The organism is Sphingomonas sorbitolis (genome assembly GCF_036663875.1).
In the GTDB taxonomy this organism is placed as follows: domain Bacteria; phylum Pseudomonadota; class Alphaproteobacteria; order Sphingomonadales; family Sphingomonadaceae; genus Sphingomonas.
Genome location: NZ_JAXOJS010000001.1, coordinates 207,350 through 223,711, shown reverse-complemented (window position 1 = coordinate 223,711; position 16,362 = coordinate 207,350). Strand labels below are relative to the sequence as shown.

Genomic DNA, 16,362 nt, shown 5'->3' with positions numbered 1-16,362 from the left:
ACATCACCACGCGATGCTGCCCCCGAGTCTGACCGTGCGCGGTCGCAGCGGGGTATATTCGGTGCGCGCGGCCAGGACGAACGGGTTACCACCGGCAAAGCGGTCGCCCTTGACGTCGAACACGTTCTCGATCGTGCCGCTCAGCCGGACGCGTCCTTTCGACCATGTTGTACCGAAATGCGTAGAGCCATACTCGCCTTGTGACACGTCGAGCGGCGCTTGAGTCCCGATCGTCGAGCGGCCGACATAGCGCCAGGTGGCGTTGGTGCTCATGTGTGATTCAGTGCCAAGTACCCAGGTGTAGCTTATGCCGCCCGATACCGCGAAGGGCGGCGTATTGGGCAATCTGGTACCGACCTGACGCCGCAGCGCGGGATTAGGATCGGTGACCCGCGTGTCGTTGAGGAACATCGCCGCGTCGAGGCTAAGCCCCGCCACCGGTACCCAGTCGAGGCTCGCCTCGGCACCACGAATATGGCTGTTGCCGAGATTGGTGGTGAAGGGGAAGCCCGATCGATCGACCAGATCAGCCTGGATATGCCGCCAGTCGGCCACCGAAAACCCGATCGATCCGGACAACCCTAGCGGGCCCTTGCGTTCCCGACGAAGTCCGATCTCGCCGACATGGATGCTGTCGGGCACCAGATCGGCGACCCGGCCCACACCCGGGGCGACGGTGATCCCGCCGGTCCGGAAGCCGGACTGATAGCGCGCGAACGCAGCAAGTCCGGGAGTGAGGAGCCAGGATGCGCCAAGCGTCGGATCGACCCGGGTGACGCTTCGGCCGCGGATGAAATTGGTCGTACGCAAGCTGGCGATCGGATCGCCATCGCTCCGTTGGTGGGTCAGGCGTCCACCAGCCGTGATCGTCAGCGCCGGTGTCACCGCGACGCCGACGTCGCCGAACATCGCGGCATCGAACGTCCGGTTGGTGACGCCGACGATATCGCGCAGCCGGTCGGGAACGCCGTACATGCGGGCATAGGCATCGCGGGCGTGGATCACCGCGACCCCGACCAGCCACCCGGCGCCGTTCGTCCCCGTCCGCGAAAGCCGCGTCTCGTGCGAGAACAGCCGGCTGCGCTCGTCGGTATCATAGGCGATCGGCAGGGTCGGCTGACTGGGTTTGGTGGCATCGAACCGGCTTTCGGCGTCACGGCGGACCACGCCGGTCGCGGAGACCAGATGCAGGCCGTCGTCCCACTGCTTGTCGACGACGAGGCGACCGAGGAAATACTGCTGCTCGAAGGGTTGGGCGAGCAGCGAGGCTCGCGCCAGCGGACCGGCACCGCGTTCGGCATATTGAAGGTCGGGCGCGGACACGTTTTGCCCGACGATCCCGGCGTCGATCGTCCAGCCTCGCGCCGGTGCGACCCGCACGTCGAGGCGTCCGCCGGTCGTCTCCACGCGATTGACGTTGCGCAAGCCGCGGCGCACGTCGTCGATATAGCCGCCCTCGACGAGGGTGTAGCCAATCGCGCGCACGCCGACGACCCCAGTGCGGATCGGCAGGTTGATCATGCCGGCGAGATCACCGCCCGGAGCCCCCGATCGGGTGGTGCTGACGCCGCCCGACAGGCTGCCGGCCTGTCGTGTCAGATCGACCGGGTGCGGAACCAGGCGGACGATACCGCCGATCGCGCCGGCGCCGTACAGCGTTCCCTGCGGCCCTTCGAGCACCTCCACCTGATCGACGTCGTACAGGTTCAGCCCGGGGTCCGGGCCGTTATAGGCGACCGGCACCTCGCCAAAATAGACGTTCGCGGTCGCTTGCGTCGGGCCAGTAAAGCTACTGTCGGCGACGCCGCGGATGAACAGCTTGTTGCGGCCCGCCCCGAGCGCGGTCCCCTGGAGGATCGGCGTGGCGGTGATCGCGCGGTCCATCCCGCCGGTTGCGTCGGCGCCGATCAGCGCGGTGCCATCCGCGCGCAAGATCGTCAGTGCTCCCGGAAAACGAAGGCGGGAGGTCGCGCGCTTCGTCGCGGTCACGACCACATCGGGCGTCGGCTCGGCGACGGCCGGCATGATCGGCGGCCGGTCGGGCGCTACGGACTGCGGCGAACGCCGCACCGGACGTGGCGCAATCCGGCGACGAACGATCCGAAAACCGTCCGGGGCAAGCCGTTGCGCCGTGTATCCCGTACCCGCGAGCAGTCGATCGAGCGCATCGGCGACCGTCAGCCGTCCCTGGACGCCGCGCGCGCTGACCTGCCCCAACCCAGGCTCGGCACTGCCGATATCGACCCCGGTCTGCTGTGCGAGCACACCGATCGCGCGATCGAGTGGACCCGGCGCGATGGCGATCGGCCGCCGCGCCGCCGCCTGGAGGGGAGCGGGCACGGACAATGCAAACGACGTGGTGACGAGCAGCGAAATGGCCAGGCGAAGTTTATGGACCGGCATGGCCTCCAACCAGACGCCAGCGACCATCGACTTGCTCGGCTCGAGCCCCGATCAGCGCCGCCACGCGGGGGATCAGGCGATCCGCACCGCCCGTGACTCCGATCGATCCGGTAAACGGCGTGTCCGCCAGCGCCGGTGCGACCCTGACGGCCGTCCCGGTGCTCCGCTCCAGCGCGGCGGCGACCAGCCGTACCGGAGTCTGCTGAAATACGAGCCGTCCCTTGCGCCAGCTGCCGACATCGTCGACCGCGACTCCCGACAGGCGCGGCGCCTGACCGTCGAGATGCGACAGGGCCGCGCCGGCGGTGAGCATAATCCGCTCGTCATCGGGCTGGAACATCACCGCACCCTCGGCCACCTGGACGCCGAGATGCGCGCCGACGCGTGCGACATTGAAGACGGTACCGACGTCTTGCAGCCGCATTTCGCCCGACTGGACGACGAACGGGTGCGCAGGATCGTGCGTGACGTGAAAGGTCGCCTCGCCGCGTTCGAGCGTCACCCGCCGTACGGCACCCTGGTCGATCGCCAGTCGCGTGCCACCGTTCAGGTCGATCCGGCTGCCATCGCCGAGCATGACCGCGCGACGGACGCCACGCGCCGTCTCGACGATCCGCACCGTGGGGTCGGTCTCCAACGGCAGCATCACGCCGGCGATACCCGCGGCGGCAAGACCACCCAATGCCGCAAGCGCCCAGCGACGGCGCGGTGCGGGGCGATCGTCGTTGGCCGCGACGCGGGACGTCGTCTCCGACCAATCGCGGGGCGTCGTCTCCGACCAGTCCGGTGGCGTCAGCGCATCGCCCAGTTCCGCATCGGCGCGGGTCAGCGCATCATAGGCATCGGCATGCGCGGGATCGGCTTCGAGCCATGCGGTGAACGCCAGCCAGTCGTCCGCATCGGCGGAGGGCAAGCGAAGGTGCCACGCCACCGCCTGGTCCGCCGCTGCGCCTGCTCTGCCCTGGTCGGTCCACTCATCGACCATCGCGCTGGTCCTCCTCATGAGGGAGACGTTTGGCCGGCGTGATATCCACACCGGAATTGCTGCGCTGCAAGTGGATTCTCAGATAGGCGCGGTGCAGCAGCTTCTCGACGCCGCTGACGGTGATACCCATCCGTTCGGCGATCGCCTTCTGCGGCAGGTCGTCGAACCGGTACAGGCGGAACGCCGTTGCGACACGGTCGGGCAGGCCGGCAAGCGTCGCCTCGACCCGTGCAAGCCGGTCGCGGGCGATCAATGCGCGTTCGGCGTCCGGATGCTCGTCCGCGGTCGCCTGCGTTTCGAGCCAGTCGGTATCGCGATCGGTGCGCCGCACCGCGCGACGACGCCGGTCGACCGCGATGTTGTTCGCCATCCGGCAGATATAGCCGAGCGGTTCGGCGATCGGGCCGCCGGTGACCGTCTCCAGCCGCAGCCAGAGATCCTGCAACGCGTCCTCCGCTTCCTCGACGCTCCCGAGCCGCGCGACGAGCAACCGCAGGAGCATCGCCCGCTCGGCGAGGAAAACCGCACGGAGCCCGCCTATGGTCATGCCGGTCGACCCTTTGCGTCGCTGCGGAACATCAGCGCAAGCGCGACGATCGCGGCACCGTTCTGGAGCAGCGCGTGCCATCCGGCCCCATCGGTGCCGAACGCCCAGAGCATCGCCGGCAACAGCGGGTACAGCGCGAGACTGGTCACCACCCCGACGGTCATCGAGCGGCCCGGCAAGCCAAGCGCGGTCAGACCCGATGCGAGTGGCGCGCTTGCTAGCCCCGCGGCACGCGCGCCGGCGATCAGGATCAGGAGGACGGTACCGCCGCCGAAGCTCGCGCCGCCCAGCGTGACCAAGAGCCGATCGCCGGCAAATGCAAGGACCGCCACGATCGGCACTCCGATCGCGAGTGCCAGACCCGCGCTCCGCCAGACGGTATGCCGGAGCGCGGCCAGATCATTGCGGGCGACCTGGGCGGCAAGCACAGCGTAGCTCGCCTGGCTGAGCAACACGGTCGGCTGGGCGAGCAGAGACGTGGCGCGCTGGGTTAGCGCGAGCAGCCCCGCGGCCGCCGGCCCGAGCAACCAGCCGACCGTCAACGGGGCGAGATTTGGCGCGAGCTCGCGTACGGTGATGTCGAAATTCGTGATGAGGATGAAGCGCCTGAGGCCATCGGTGTCGCGGGCGGCGTGGCGCCACGGGCCGCGCAACGGTTCCCCGGCGGCCAGCTTGCGCCATGCCACCCAGCCGAAACCCCACATCGCCAACCCCTCGGCAACGGCCGCGATCAGCCAGACCGCGATGAAGCCGATCAACCCGCCGCCCGCGAACCAGATCCCGAGCACGCCGACGAGCCGGATCAGCGGCGACACCGCCTGGTGGATACCGATCAAGTCGAACCGATTGGCAATCTGGAGCAAGCCCTGCGGTGTCGCACGGACCGTCGCGATCACCGCCAGACTATACGGAATGGCGATCCGAATAGTGTCCGGCGACCAGCCGAGCCGCGGCCCGATCAACGGCACCAGCAACGCGGCGACGATCACCGCCACCGCGCCGCAGCCAAGTTCGATCACCGCGAGGAACCGGACGATCCGCGCGAACCCGGCACGATCGCCCGCTTCGAGCGCAATCCCGCCATAGCGCACCACGCCGTGAAAACCCGAGAATGCCAGCACGCTGCCGATCAGCACCGCATAGGCGTTGACCAGCACCAGCACGCCGTACTCAGCCGCCCCCAGCCGGTGCGTCACGAGCACCAGATAAACGAGGCTCATTACCCCCGCGGCCGCCTTGCCCCCGAGCAGATGACCAAGGTTCGCGAGGACGAGCCGCAGGCCAGACCGCGTTTCAGCCGTCCGTTCGAACGCCCGTTCGGATTTCGCGGGTCGCACCTCACGAGACGTCATACGGTTGAGGAGCGAGCGCATCGCGAGCGCTTAGACTCCTCCTGTTGCAGCGACGAACAGAAAGTTCCGCCCAACCCGCAAAGTGACGAAATATTTAATGAGGGTCGGCCGCTTAGGGAACGTCTACCGGGCATGAAGATCGGTTTTCTGTTCAATCACGACCAAGTGCATCAGGTCGCGCACGCCCTACCAACCGCCTTGGCGATGGCGGAGGGCTATCCGGATGCGGAGATCGTCGTCGCGACCACCAATGCCCGGCTGACCGACGAAGTCCGGCGGCTGTGCGCAAGGCTGGGTGTCAGCATTTCGCTCGTCGAACTCGGCCTTCGCCGCACGTCGACGCGCGCGCTAGCGAGCACGCTCGAATGGGTGCTGCCGGTGACCAAGATCGGCATCTATCGCGACAATCTCGATTTCTTTCGATCGCTCGATGCGCTGGTCGTTGCCGAGAAGACGTCGCTTTTGCTGAAGACGCGCTACGGTCTCGACGATCTCAAGATCATCCACACGCGGCATGGCGCCGGCGACCGCGCGATCGGCTTCAACAAGCATAGCGCGACGTTCGATCACGTGCTCGTGTCCGGTACCAAGATCCGCCAGCGCCTTCACCGCGAGGCCGGCGTGCCGTTCAACCGGATGAGCCTGATCGGCTATCCCAAGTTCGATCTGATGCCGGAGCCTGCGCCGCGTCTGCCGTTCCAGGCGAACGGCAAGCCTACGGTGCTGTATAATCCGCATCCGTCGCCGCATTTGTCGTCCTGGTATGCGCAGGGCCGTGCGGTGCTCGAGCATTTCCTCCACGACGACCGCTACAATTTGATCTTCGCGCCGCACGTCATGCTGTTCCACCGCAAGTTCGTACTGACGATCGACAAGTTCAGGATCGACCGTGCCGGCGTGATCGAGCAGCGTTTCCGCGATGCGCCGAACATCCATGTCGATCTGGGCAGTGCGGCCTCGACCGACATGACCTACACTGCGGCGGCGGACATCTATCTCGGCGACGTCAGCAGCCAGGTGTACGAGTTCCTCCACACCCCGCGGCCGTGCCTGTTCCTCGACGCGCATGCGACCAAATGGGACGGCGATGCGAACTATGCGCACTGGCAGGCGGGCGAGGTCGTGACCGGCACGGACGGACTCGGCGATGCGCTCGACCGCGCGGTGGCGCAGCATGATCGCTATCGTCCGGTCCAGCGTGCGCTATTCCAGCGGAGCTTCGAGCTGACCGCGGAGCGCTCCGCGGTGCGTGCGGCGCGCGCGGTGATGAGCGTGCTTGGCGATACGATTCCGAGCGTGCTGCCGGAGCGCGAACCGGAGACGGCGATCGGATTGCAGGGGTTGCGCGTAGCCTGAACCGCCGCGAGAAGGCCGGCGCGGCGTCCTTGGCGGGCGTGGCATTTGGGATCGATCGACCACCGTGGCTTTACGCAAGGATATCTGGCGCCCCGCCATCGTGATGGCGACTGCCGAGGCGATCGTCGCACGGGGTTCGATCGAGGGCTTGCCGATGATGTGGCTGCCGCCGATGGGCAGCTTCCAGTTTCTCGCGGACCCGTTCGGGCTGTGGCGCGACGGGCGGTTGTACGTGTTCGTCGAGACCTACGACTACCGCGTGCGGATCGGGGCGATCGAAGTGCTGGTCTATGATGCCGAGTTCCGCCTCGTCGATCGCCAGCCTGTGCTGAACGAACCCTGGCATCTTTCCTATCCGCTGGTGTTCGAGGCGGAGGGGGAAACGTGGATGCTGCCCGAGGCGCACCGCTCGAACTGCCTGACTCTATATCGCGCGGTCGACTTCCCGACCCGGTGGGAGCCGGCGCACGTGATCGACCTCGATCACGTCGCGGTCGATGCGACGCCGGTATTTCACGACGGGCGGTGGTGGCTGTTCTATACCTCGGCGGACCGCGAACCTGACAAGATGCGTGCCCTGCACGTCGCCTATGCCGAGCGACTGGCGGGCCCGTGGACGCCGCATGCCGCCAATCCGGTGCGCGTCGACGTTGCAAGCGCGCGCCCCGGCGGGATGCCGGTGGTGATCGATGGGCACATCATACTGCCGGTGCAGGATTGCAGCCGGACCTATGGCGGCGCGATCCGGCCGCTGACGATAACGACGCTCACCACGGAGCGGTTCGAGGCTGAGATCGGCGATGCACTGGTGCCGCCGGTATCGTGCGCGCCGTATGTCGAGGGGTTCCACACGCTGTCGGCAGCGGGACCGGTGACGTTGGTCGATATGAAGCGCACCGAGTTGTCGTTGCACGGGCTTTCGATCGAAGCCGTCCGCGAAGTCAGGAAACTCGGTCGCGCAGTCCGAAAGCGCGCATCCGTTCGAGGATAGCCAGCCCGGTCGCGGCGAACCGCTCGGGTCCGAACGTGGCGAGAACGCGGGTGCGTGCGGCCTGCCCCATCGCCGCCAGTTGCGCCGGCCTCGCCAGCATCGATGACAGCGCCCGCGCCAACGCGACGGGATCGCCGGGCGGAACGGTGAAGCCGGTTTCGCCCTCGACGATCGTGCCGGGGAGTTCGCCGACCGCCGAGGCGACGACCGGCAGCCCCGCCTGCATCGCCTCGTGCGCGGCAACGCATAACCCCTCCGATCGCGACGGCTGCACATAGACATGACAGTCGGCGAGGAACGCTGCCGGGTCGGCCACGTAACCGGCGAACCGCAGCGTTGTCAGCCCGAGCGCTTGGGCGCGGGCTTCGAGCGCCGCGCGTTCTGCTCCGTCGCCGGCGATGACGATCTCGTACGGCGTACGCGTTTCGATCAAGGCGAGCGCCTCGATCAGCACGTCGTAGCCCTTGACCGGGTGGAGACGGCCGAGGCTGCCGATGCGTACGGGCTGCCCTTCCTGCCACGGGGTTGCGTGTCGCGCGTTCGGATCGGCGCGGAAGATCGACCATTGCACCAGGCGCGCGGGGGGAACGTGAAGCCGGTCCGCGGTCAGCCGGGTTACCGCGGTGGAGTCGCCCACCCACAGTCGCGACAGACGCTGCATCGCGCGCAGCAGGACGCGGTTGGCGGGCTTGAGGAACGCGGCGTGCTGCCAACTGACGACCGGCCAGCCGCGACGCAGGCCGACCATCTGGCCGAGCAGCGTCGCGCGGGTCAGCGACGTCCAGAGATGCGTCGGCGCCCAGTCGCGGAGCGTCGCATCGAGCCAGCGGAGCGCCGCGACATGATCGGTCTCGCCGCCGTCGCGTACCTGCACGTCGAACCCGGCGGCGCGCATCGCGGTTTCGCCGCGGCGGTCGCGTGCGGTCAGCGCGAACACCGCCACCTCCGCACCGCCGTCGCGCAAAATTCCGAGCACCGCGGGCACCGGCGACGCGGCCCCGCCGCCTTCGACCGAGTTGATCACATAGGCGATCCGCATCGGCAGAGCGCTCACGCGCGCACCGCCGCGAACAGATCGAGATAGGCTTTAGCGACCGCACCGATCCGGTGGTGCGCAACCGATGCTGCCAGTTGCGCCGGATCGGGCGGCGATTGGGATAGCATCTGCGTGATCGCCTGCGCCAGGGCGATGGTGTCGCCAAGCGGTACCACCTTGCCCGCCCCCGGTGCGTCGAGCAATCGCGTCGCTGGCGTGCAATCGGTCGCCACGACCGGCCTGCCCGCCGCCAGCGCCTCGACCATCACGGCAGGATAGCCCTCGAAATCGGACGGCAGCACGAACAGCCGCGCAATATCGAGCCAGGGTCGGATGTCGACGACATAGCCCGGGAATGCAATCCGATCGGCGATCCCCAGCGTCTCGGCTTGCCGCCGAAGCGCGTGCGCTTCCGGGCCGTCGCCGACGATCACCAGCCGGGCCGATTTTTCGGGTAACGCGGCGAACGCTGCGATCAGTCGCGCAAACCCCTTCTCTGGCACCAGACGCCCCGCCGCCAGGATCGCCGGGCTCTGCGTTTCCAGGATTGGGATCGGCGACGCGATATCGTCGATTAGCGCGGGCAACGCGATCGTCGTCGCAATACGGCGGCGGAGGATCCGGTCGGCCTGATCGCGCGCGACATCGGACAGCGCGACCACCGCCTGCACGTGCCGCAGCAAATATCGCATCCGACGCTCGAACGCCCATTGCCGCACCGGCCCCCGTTGCGGCTTGTCGAGCGCGGCGCTGACCTGCGCGATGACGGGTATCCCCGATCCGGCCAGCGCGGCGGCGACGGGCCAGTGGAAATTACCGGGGATGAAGACGCCGTCGAACCTGCGCGGTGCGACGAAGGCGCGGGCCGCGTGCGCCAGACGACGGCGCGATCCGCGGCCGCGCGGGATCGGCGGATCGGCAAGCGCGACGTCTACCCGATCCCCCGCCAGTCCGCGGAGTGGCCCTGCGTCCGATCCGGCAAAGATGGTGACCTGGACACCGCGCTTTGCCCACGCTTCGGCGAGCCGTACGGCAACGCGTTCGGTACCGCCCAGTGCGAAGTCATGAAGAACGATGAGGATCGACAGGGCGGCCATGACCGCGCGGTTAGCCCCGACCTTGCCCCGAAGCCAAGCCTAGTTACATCGCCACCCAGATCCGGTCGTGGCCGAGATCGAAGATTACCCGCATGTCCTCGAACGCGCCGAGCCCGACCGATGGGCTCGCGCCGTGCACGACGATGGCGGTCTTGAGGATCGAATGGCCGAGCGCGACGGCGCTGGCTACGGTCGGCGCGGTCACGGCGGTGGCGTGCGCAAGGTCGAGTACCGCAGCGGTCGGTGGCGCGGCGTCGAGTGTCAGCGGCACCGTCATCGTGCCGTCCGCCTGGTGCGTGACCGGGATTGCGGTCATGCCGCGTTCGGCGCGCGCTGCCTCGCCCGGCAGCAACAGGCGAAGTTCGCGGTGCGGGAAGTCGATTTCGATCGGGTGGGCGTCGAGGATGTCCTGGCCGATCCGCAGGTCCACGCCGTCCGCGGGGGCCGGTTCGACCGCGGCGATCGGCGCGTAGAGATACTCCGCGCGGATACCGATCTTGACCCGGTCGCGGTGTGCGATCCGATCGGCCAGCCTCGTGCCGATCGCCGAGCGCGGCGCGCCGGGGACGATGGCGATCGTCGTCGGCGCGTTGTCCACCCGGCCGTGGAACAGCAGGGTTGCCGCCATCAAGACGAACTTGCCGCTCGTCGCGCCTATCATGCCGCCCATCGATTATCCTCCTGTGACGCCGCCGCCCGCGGCCTGAAATAGCGCAACCGTGTCGGCCAACCGGGCGGCACGCGCCTGCACCGCCTGCCCGCGTGCCTGTGCGTCGGTGGCGGTCGCGTTGAGCAACGCGGGCGTGCCGACGTCGCCGAGCGCGAGTTGGCGGCGGACGAAGTCGAGCGCCCGGCCGGATGCGTCGGTCGCGCGCGTGGCGGAGTCGAGCGCGTCGGCGTCGGTGCGCAGACCGGTCAGCGCGTCGGACACGTCGCCGAACGCCTGGAGCACCGCGGCACGATATTGCGCCTTCGCCCCATCCAGCGCGGCTTCGGCGGCGTGCTGCTGATGGCGGAGCGCGCCGGCGTGGAAGATCGGCTGGGTGATCCCTCCGATCAGTGTCCAGAACGGGTTGCCGCTCTTGAACATGTCGCCGAACCGTTCGGACGTGCCGCCCGCCGATCCGCTGAGCGAAATCGCGGGGAGCCGTGCGGCAATGGCAGTGCCGACATCGGCCCCTGCCCCCTCGAGTTGCGCTTGCGCGGCCAGCACGTCGGGGCGTCTTGCGACCAGATTGGAGGGGACTATCAGGGGCAGATCGCGTGGAAGGGTCAACGACGCGAGCGTCGGTAGCGGCGGCATGTCCGAGCCTGCCGAGCGCCCGATCAGCGTTCCGATGACCACGCGCTGATGCGCTTCGGCGCGGACCAGCGGGGGGAGTGCGCCTTCGGCCGTCGCGAGTGCCGCCTGTTGCGTCGAGACGTCGGCGGCGCCGACGGCGCCGAGTTGCTGGCGCTTGACCAGTGTCTGCAGGATGTCGCGGTTGACCGCGATCGCGGTCTGCGCCGCGACGATCTGCTCGGCGACCGAGGCGCGCTGGATCACCGCCTCGACCAGGTTGGCGATTACCGTCGTCCGTGCCGCCGCGAGCCGCTGCCGCTGCGTCTCGGTCGCGGCGCGCGCGGAGTGGATCTTCGACCGCGTGCCGCCGAACAGGTCGGGCGCATAGCTCACCGTCACCTGCGCGGTATGCAGCGTGTAGAGCTGCTGGTTCTGGTCCGCGACCGCGGGCGACAGCGCGTTCGAGATCCGCGTGCGCTCCGCCTGATAGTTCACGTCGGCCTGCGGCAGCGCCGAGCCCGCCGTGGCGGAACCCTGCTCGCGGTATTGCCGCAGCGTTGCCTCTGCCACGGCGATGTCGGTCGCGTGCGCCTGCGCCTCGGTCACCAGCGTATCGAGCTGTGTGCTGCCGAAAGTCCGCCACCATTCGGTCGGTACTGCCGCGAGGGTGGTAGCCTGGGTCGCGCCACTGGACGGCGCGAAGGTCTGCGCGGTGGGCGCCGGCGGCAGGCTGGCGTGTGCGTCGAGATTGCGCGGACCCAACGTGCAGGCGCTCGTAACGCCGGCGAGCAGGAGGATGGCGAGACGCTTCATGCTTGGACCTCCGGATGGGCGTGATGGCCGACGTCACGCCCGTGCGCGCCGCGATCCTCGGGCGGCACGCGCTTCGAGAAGCGGTCGATCAGCACCGGCAGAACCAGCAGGATCAGGATCGGCGCGAGCGTCATGCCCCCGACCACGACCAGCGCGAGCGGCTTCTGCACCTGGCTGCCGATCCCGCTCGACAGCGCGGCGGGGAGCAGGCCGATCGCTGCGACGAGGCAGGTCATCACGACCGGGCGAAGGCTGTGGCGCACGGTGGTCGCGAGCGCATTCTCCCGCCGCGCGCCCTCGTCGACCGCGTGGTTGTAGGTCGTGACCACGAGGATCCCGTCCATCACCGCGATCCCGAACAGCGCGACGAAGCCGATCGCCGACGAGATGCTGAACGCGGTCCCGGTCAGCGCCAGCGCGAGCACGCCGCCGATGATCGCCATCGGGATCGCCGAGAACGCGAGCAGGCTGTCGCGGATCGAGCCGAAGTTCGCATAGAGCAGCAGCAGGATCACCAGCAGGCTGATCGGCACCACCACTTCAAGGCGCGCGACCGCGTTGTTGAGGTTGTCGAGTTCGCCCGCCCATTCGAGGTGATAGCCCGACGGCAGGTGGACGGTCCGCTCGATCCGCGCATGCGCCTCGTCGACCGCCCCGCCGAGATCGCGGCCGCGGACCGAGAACTTGATCGGGATGTAGCGCTCCTGATGCTCGCGGTAGATGAACGAGGCACCCGTCGTCAGCTTGACGTCGGCGACTTCCGACAGCGGCACCTGGATCGTGCCCGCGCCATCGGGCGACGGCGCACCGATCGTGATCCGGCGGATCGCGTCGATCGTGTCGCGCTGTTCGGGTTTCAGGCGGACGACGATCGGGAAGTGGCGATCGGTGCCCTTCTCGTACAGATCGACGTTCGACTGCCCGCCGATCGCCGCCGCGACGGTCGCGTTGATGTCGTCGGGGGTCAGCCCGTAGCGCGAGGCCCTCGCGCGATCGACGTCGATCCGCACCGTCGGCTGGCCGAGCGACTGGAACACGCCCAAATCCTCGATCCCGCGGACCTTGCCCATCTGCGCCTTGATCTGGTCGGCGTATTTCTCGAGCGTCGCGAGATCGGGGCCGAACAGCTTGATCGAGTTCGCGCCCTTCACGCCCGATGCGGCTTCCTCGACGTTATCCTCGATGATCTGCGAGAACGAGAAATCGACGCCGGGGTATTTGGCGGTCAGGCGCTTCGACAGTTCCTCGGTCAGCGTCTCCTTGGTGACGCCGCTCGGCCAGGTATCGAACGGCTTCAGTGGCACGAAATATTCTGCGTTGAAGAAGCCCGTCGAGTCGGTCCCGTCGTCGGGACGGCCATGCGCGGACAAGACCGCCTGCACCTCGGGATATTGCATCAGGATGCGGCGGACGCCGTTGACCACCGGCTGCCCCGCCTCGAGGCTGACCGACGCGGGCAGCGTCGCGCGGATGTACATGTTGCCCTCTTCGAGATGCGGCAGGAACTCGATCCCGAGCGAGCGCACGCCGACCAGAGCGAGCAGCATCAGCAACGCGGCGCCACCGATCGCGACGACCCGGTTGCCGAGCGCGAACGCCGCCGCCGGCTCGTAGACGCGGCGCAGCTTGCCAACGATCCACGTCTCCACTTCGGAGAGCTTGTCGGGCAGCAGCAGCGTCGCCAGCACCGGCGCGACCGTGAAGGTCGCGATCAGGCCGCCGGAGATCGCATAGGCATAGGTCTTCGCCATCGGCCCGAAGATGTGCCCCTCGACGCCGGTCAGCGTGAACAGCGGCAGGAAGCTGGCGATGATGATCGCCGCCGCGAAGAAGATCCCGCGGCTGACCTCGGAGCTGGCGCCGAGCACCGCCGAAAAGCGGTTGGCCAAGGTATAATGCCCCTTCCCGCTTTCGACATGCGCGGATCGCTCGACCATGTGGCGGAAGATGTTCTCGACCATGATCACACAGGCATCGACCACGAGCCCGAAATCGAGCGCACCCACCGAAAGCAGGTTCGCGCTTTCCCCCTGCAAGACGAGGATCAGGATCGCGAAGGCGAGTGCGAACGGGATCGTCGCGGACACGATGATCGCGCTGCGAAGATTGCCGAGGAATATCCACTGGAGCGCGAAGATCAGCAGGATGCCGACCACCATGTTCTCGAGCACGGTGTGGATCGTCAGGTGGATCAGGTCGGAGCGATCGTAGATCCGGTCGAGATGCACGCCCGGCGGCAGGATTCCCGACGCGTTGATGTCGGACACTTCCTTCTGCACGGCGAGGATCGTCGGCATCGACTGCGCGCCGCGCTGCATCAGGACGATGCCCTGGACGATATCGTCCTGGTCGTTGTAGCCGGCGATGCCGAGCCGCGGTGCGTTGCCGATGCGGACGTGCGCGACGTCCTTGAGCAGGACCGGCTGGCCACCGCCGGTGCCGACGAGCACGTTCTCGATGCCGCCGACCGACTGGATCAGCCCGATGCCGCGGACGATCGCCGCCTGCGCCCCGAAGTTGATCGTCTGGCCGCCGACATTGCCGTCGCTCTTGGCGAGCGCGGCCAGCACCTGCGATACCGTCACATTGTGCGCGGCGAGGCGATCATTGTCGATCACCACGTCGTAGGTGCGCAGCTTGCCACCCCAGCCGGTGACGTCGATCACGCCCGGAATGCGCTTGAACCGGCGCTGAAGCACCCAGTCCTGCAACGTCTTGAGGTCCATCACCGAATAGCCTTTCGGCGCGGTGATCTTGTAGCGGAAGATCTCGCCGACCGGGCTGGTCGGGGACAGCGTCGGCTGCGCGCCACCCTGGAGCGGGGGGAGCTGCGACAGGCGGTTGATGACCTGCTGCTTGGCCTCGTCGTTGGTCAGGTCGTAGCTGAACTGGATCTTGATGTCCGACAGCCCGAACAGCGAGATCGCGCGGATCGCGGTCAGATGCGGAATGCCCGCCATGCCGACCTCGATCGGGATGGTGACGTTGCGCTCCATCTCCTCGGCGGAGAGGCCCTGCGTCTGGGTGATGATCTCGACCATCGGCGGGACCGGGTCGGGATACGCCTCGATGTTGAGATTGTAGAAGCCGACGCCCCCCGCCACCAGCATGGCGACGAAGATGCCGACGATCAGCAGGCGCTGACGCAGCGCGAATTCGACGATCCGGTTCATTCGCCGAGACCGGCTTCGTTGACGAAGAGCGCGCCCGCGGTGACGATGCGCTCGCCCGATCGCAGACCGGCGGTGATCGCGACCTTCCCATCCTGCTCCTCGCCCGCGGTGACTTTGCGCGCGACCAGCAGGCCATCGGGGCGCACCACCCACACGCGTGCGTCGTCGCCTTCGTGGATCACCGCCACGGCGGGAACGAGCAACGCATCGCCACTGTGCGGGCGCTGGATCGAGAAGCTCGCGAACATCTGCGGCTTCAGCGCGCCGTCGGGGTTGGCGATCGTCGCACGCACCGGCAGGCGACGGCTCTGCGGATCGAGCGCGGCACCGACCAGATCGATCGTCGCGTGGAAACTGCGGCCCGGTAGCGCGGGCGTCGTCACCGTGACGCTGTCGCCGCGATGCACTGCGCTCGCGTCGTTCTCGGCAAGTTGCGCGATCAGCCAGACACGCGACGGATCGGTGATCGTCATCACCGGCTTGTCACCGCCCTGCGAGAGATACTGCCCCGCCGACACGTCACGCGTCGCGATCAACCCGGAGATCGGTGCGTGCAGCGTGGTCACGTCATGGATGCCCGAGACCTCGCCGACGCTCTCCAGCCGCGAAATCTCACCCTGCGACTTGCCGAGGATCGCCAGCTTGTCGCGCGCTGCACCGAGCGAGGCGGCGGCGGTCCGCGCGGTCGCCTGTGCGGCAGCGAGATCGGTCCTGGCCTGCTGGTAATCCTTCAGCGCACCGCCGGCCGTCTCGTAGATCAACCGCTGGCGCTCCGCGGTCCGCTGCGCCGTCGCAAGTTGTGCCTGTGCGTTCTGCAACCCGGCGCGTGCCGCGAACAGCCCACTGCGCGCATCGACGAAATCGCTCGTCTTCACCAGCAGCAGCGGCTGGCCCTCGGTCACGTGCTGCCCCGCATCCGCGAGCACGCGCACCACCTGCCCCGAATACGGCATCAGCACCGGCGTGCTGCGATCGCCATCGACGGTGATCGCGCCGCTCGCGAGCGTCCGCGCATCGGACGCGCCATAGCCGACGCGCATCGTCGTCAGCCCGGCCATCTGGTCCCTGGTCGGCCGGAACGTCCCCGGCGGCGTGACCGGTGCCGGCGCAGGTTCGTGGTGCGTGAGCTTGCCGACCAGCACGACGATCAGCACCAGCCCGACGATCACGCCGGCGGCGATCCCGAGCCAGCGCATCTGCGCGGATCGCGAAAGCGTGGCGGCGGGAGAGAGCGTTTCGGGTGTCGTCGATGCGTGCATAATCAGCCCCTTGGGGATTAGACTGGAGCCGGTAGCGCCGCTGGCTTACAGCGCGCTTACGGATGCTG

Annotated in this window: 12 protein-coding genes; 2 read left to right on the top strand and 10 right to left on the bottom strand. The window is 68.0% G+C overall.

The window, feature by feature from the left end; genetic code table 11:
- Nucleotides 1-3: 3 nt before the first annotated feature.
- Genes U1763_RS00935 through U1763_RS00920 form a run of 4 tightly spaced genes read right to left on the bottom strand, consistent with a single transcriptional unit; the run spans nucleotide 4 to nucleotide 5,308 of the window.
- Entirely contained in the window at nucleotides 4-2,403 is a 2,400-nt protein-coding gene (locus U1763_RS00935; RefSeq protein WP_332753709.1) for a TonB-dependent receptor, read from the bottom strand.
- Nucleotides 2,390-3,388 (bottom strand): FecR family protein, encoded by a 999-nt coding sequence (locus U1763_RS00930; protein WP_332753708.1) that lies wholly within the window; start codon nucleotides 3,386-3,388, stop codon nucleotides 2,390-2,392. The genes U1763_RS00935 and U1763_RS00930 overlap by 14 nt, the downstream gene beginning before the upstream one ends.
- On the bottom strand, nucleotides 3,378-3,935 hold the full coding sequence (locus U1763_RS00925; RefSeq protein ID WP_332753707.1) for an RNA polymerase sigma factor: 558 nt from the start codon (nucleotides 3,933-3,935) through the stop codon (nucleotides 3,378-3,380). Before U1763_RS00925 ends, U1763_RS00930 begins: the two co-directional genes overlap by 11 nt.
- Nucleotides 3,932-5,308, bottom strand: a complete 1,377-nt coding sequence (locus tag U1763_RS00920; protein ID WP_332753706.1) for a lipopolysaccharide biosynthesis protein — start codon at nucleotides 5,306-5,308, stop codon at nucleotides 3,932-3,934. The genes U1763_RS00925 and U1763_RS00920 overlap by 4 nt, the downstream gene beginning before the upstream one ends.
- A gap of 111 nt (nucleotides 5,309-5,419) precedes the next feature.
- Here U1763_RS00920 and U1763_RS00915 point away from each other — a divergent pair, with 111 nt between their 5' ends.
- On the top strand, nucleotides 5,420-6,643 hold the full coding sequence (locus U1763_RS00915) for a CDP-glycerol glycerophosphotransferase family protein (RefSeq protein WP_332753705.1): 1,224 nt from the start codon (nucleotides 5,420-5,422) through the stop codon (nucleotides 6,641-6,643).
- Between the two features lie 64 nt (nucleotides 6,644-6,707).
- Entirely contained in the window at nucleotides 6,708-7,634 is a 927-nt protein-coding gene (locus U1763_RS00910) for a glucosamine inositolphosphorylceramide transferase family protein (RefSeq protein WP_332753704.1), read from the top strand.
- Here the strand turns inward: U1763_RS00910 and U1763_RS00905 are convergent.
- The 6 genes from U1763_RS00905 to U1763_RS00880 are packed head-to-tail and all read right to left on the bottom strand — an operon-like array spanning nucleotide 7,585 to nucleotide 16,294.
- Nucleotides 7,585-8,679, bottom strand: coding sequence for a glycosyltransferase (locus U1763_RS00905; protein ID WP_443026876.1), 1,095 nt, complete (start codon nucleotides 8,677-8,679; stop codon nucleotides 7,585-7,587). The two genes, U1763_RS00910 and U1763_RS00905, sit on opposite strands and share 50 nt — an antisense overlap.
- Before the next feature lie 5 nt (nucleotides 8,680-8,684).
- Complete coding sequence (locus U1763_RS00900) at nucleotides 8,685-9,767, bottom strand: glycosyltransferase (RefSeq protein ID WP_332753702.1); 1,083 nt, start codon at nucleotides 9,765-9,767, stop codon at nucleotides 8,685-8,687.
- Nucleotides 9,768-9,810: 43 nt separating this feature from the next.
- On the bottom strand, nucleotides 9,811-10,437 hold the full coding sequence (locus U1763_RS00895) for a hypothetical protein (protein WP_332753701.1): 627 nt from the start codon (nucleotides 10,435-10,437) through the stop codon (nucleotides 9,811-9,813).
- Between the two features lie 3 nt (nucleotides 10,438-10,440).
- Complete coding sequence (locus U1763_RS00890) at nucleotides 10,441-11,862, bottom strand: efflux transporter outer membrane subunit (protein ID WP_332753700.1); 1,422 nt, start codon at nucleotides 11,860-11,862, stop codon at nucleotides 10,441-10,443.
- Nucleotides 11,859-15,035 carry an efflux RND transporter permease subunit gene (locus U1763_RS00885; RefSeq protein ID WP_332753699.1) on the bottom strand — a complete coding sequence of 1,059 codons (3,177 nt, stop codon included), beginning with the start codon at nucleotides 15,033-15,035 and terminating at the stop codon, nucleotides 11,859-11,861. The genes U1763_RS00890 and U1763_RS00885 overlap by 4 nt, the downstream gene beginning before the upstream one ends.
- Nucleotides 15,032-16,294, bottom strand: coding sequence for an efflux RND transporter periplasmic adaptor subunit (locus U1763_RS00880; RefSeq protein ID WP_332753698.1), 1,263 nt, complete (start codon nucleotides 16,292-16,294; stop codon nucleotides 15,032-15,034). Before U1763_RS00880 ends, U1763_RS00885 begins: the two co-directional genes overlap by 4 nt.
- Nucleotides 16,295-16,362 lie beyond the last annotated feature (68 nt).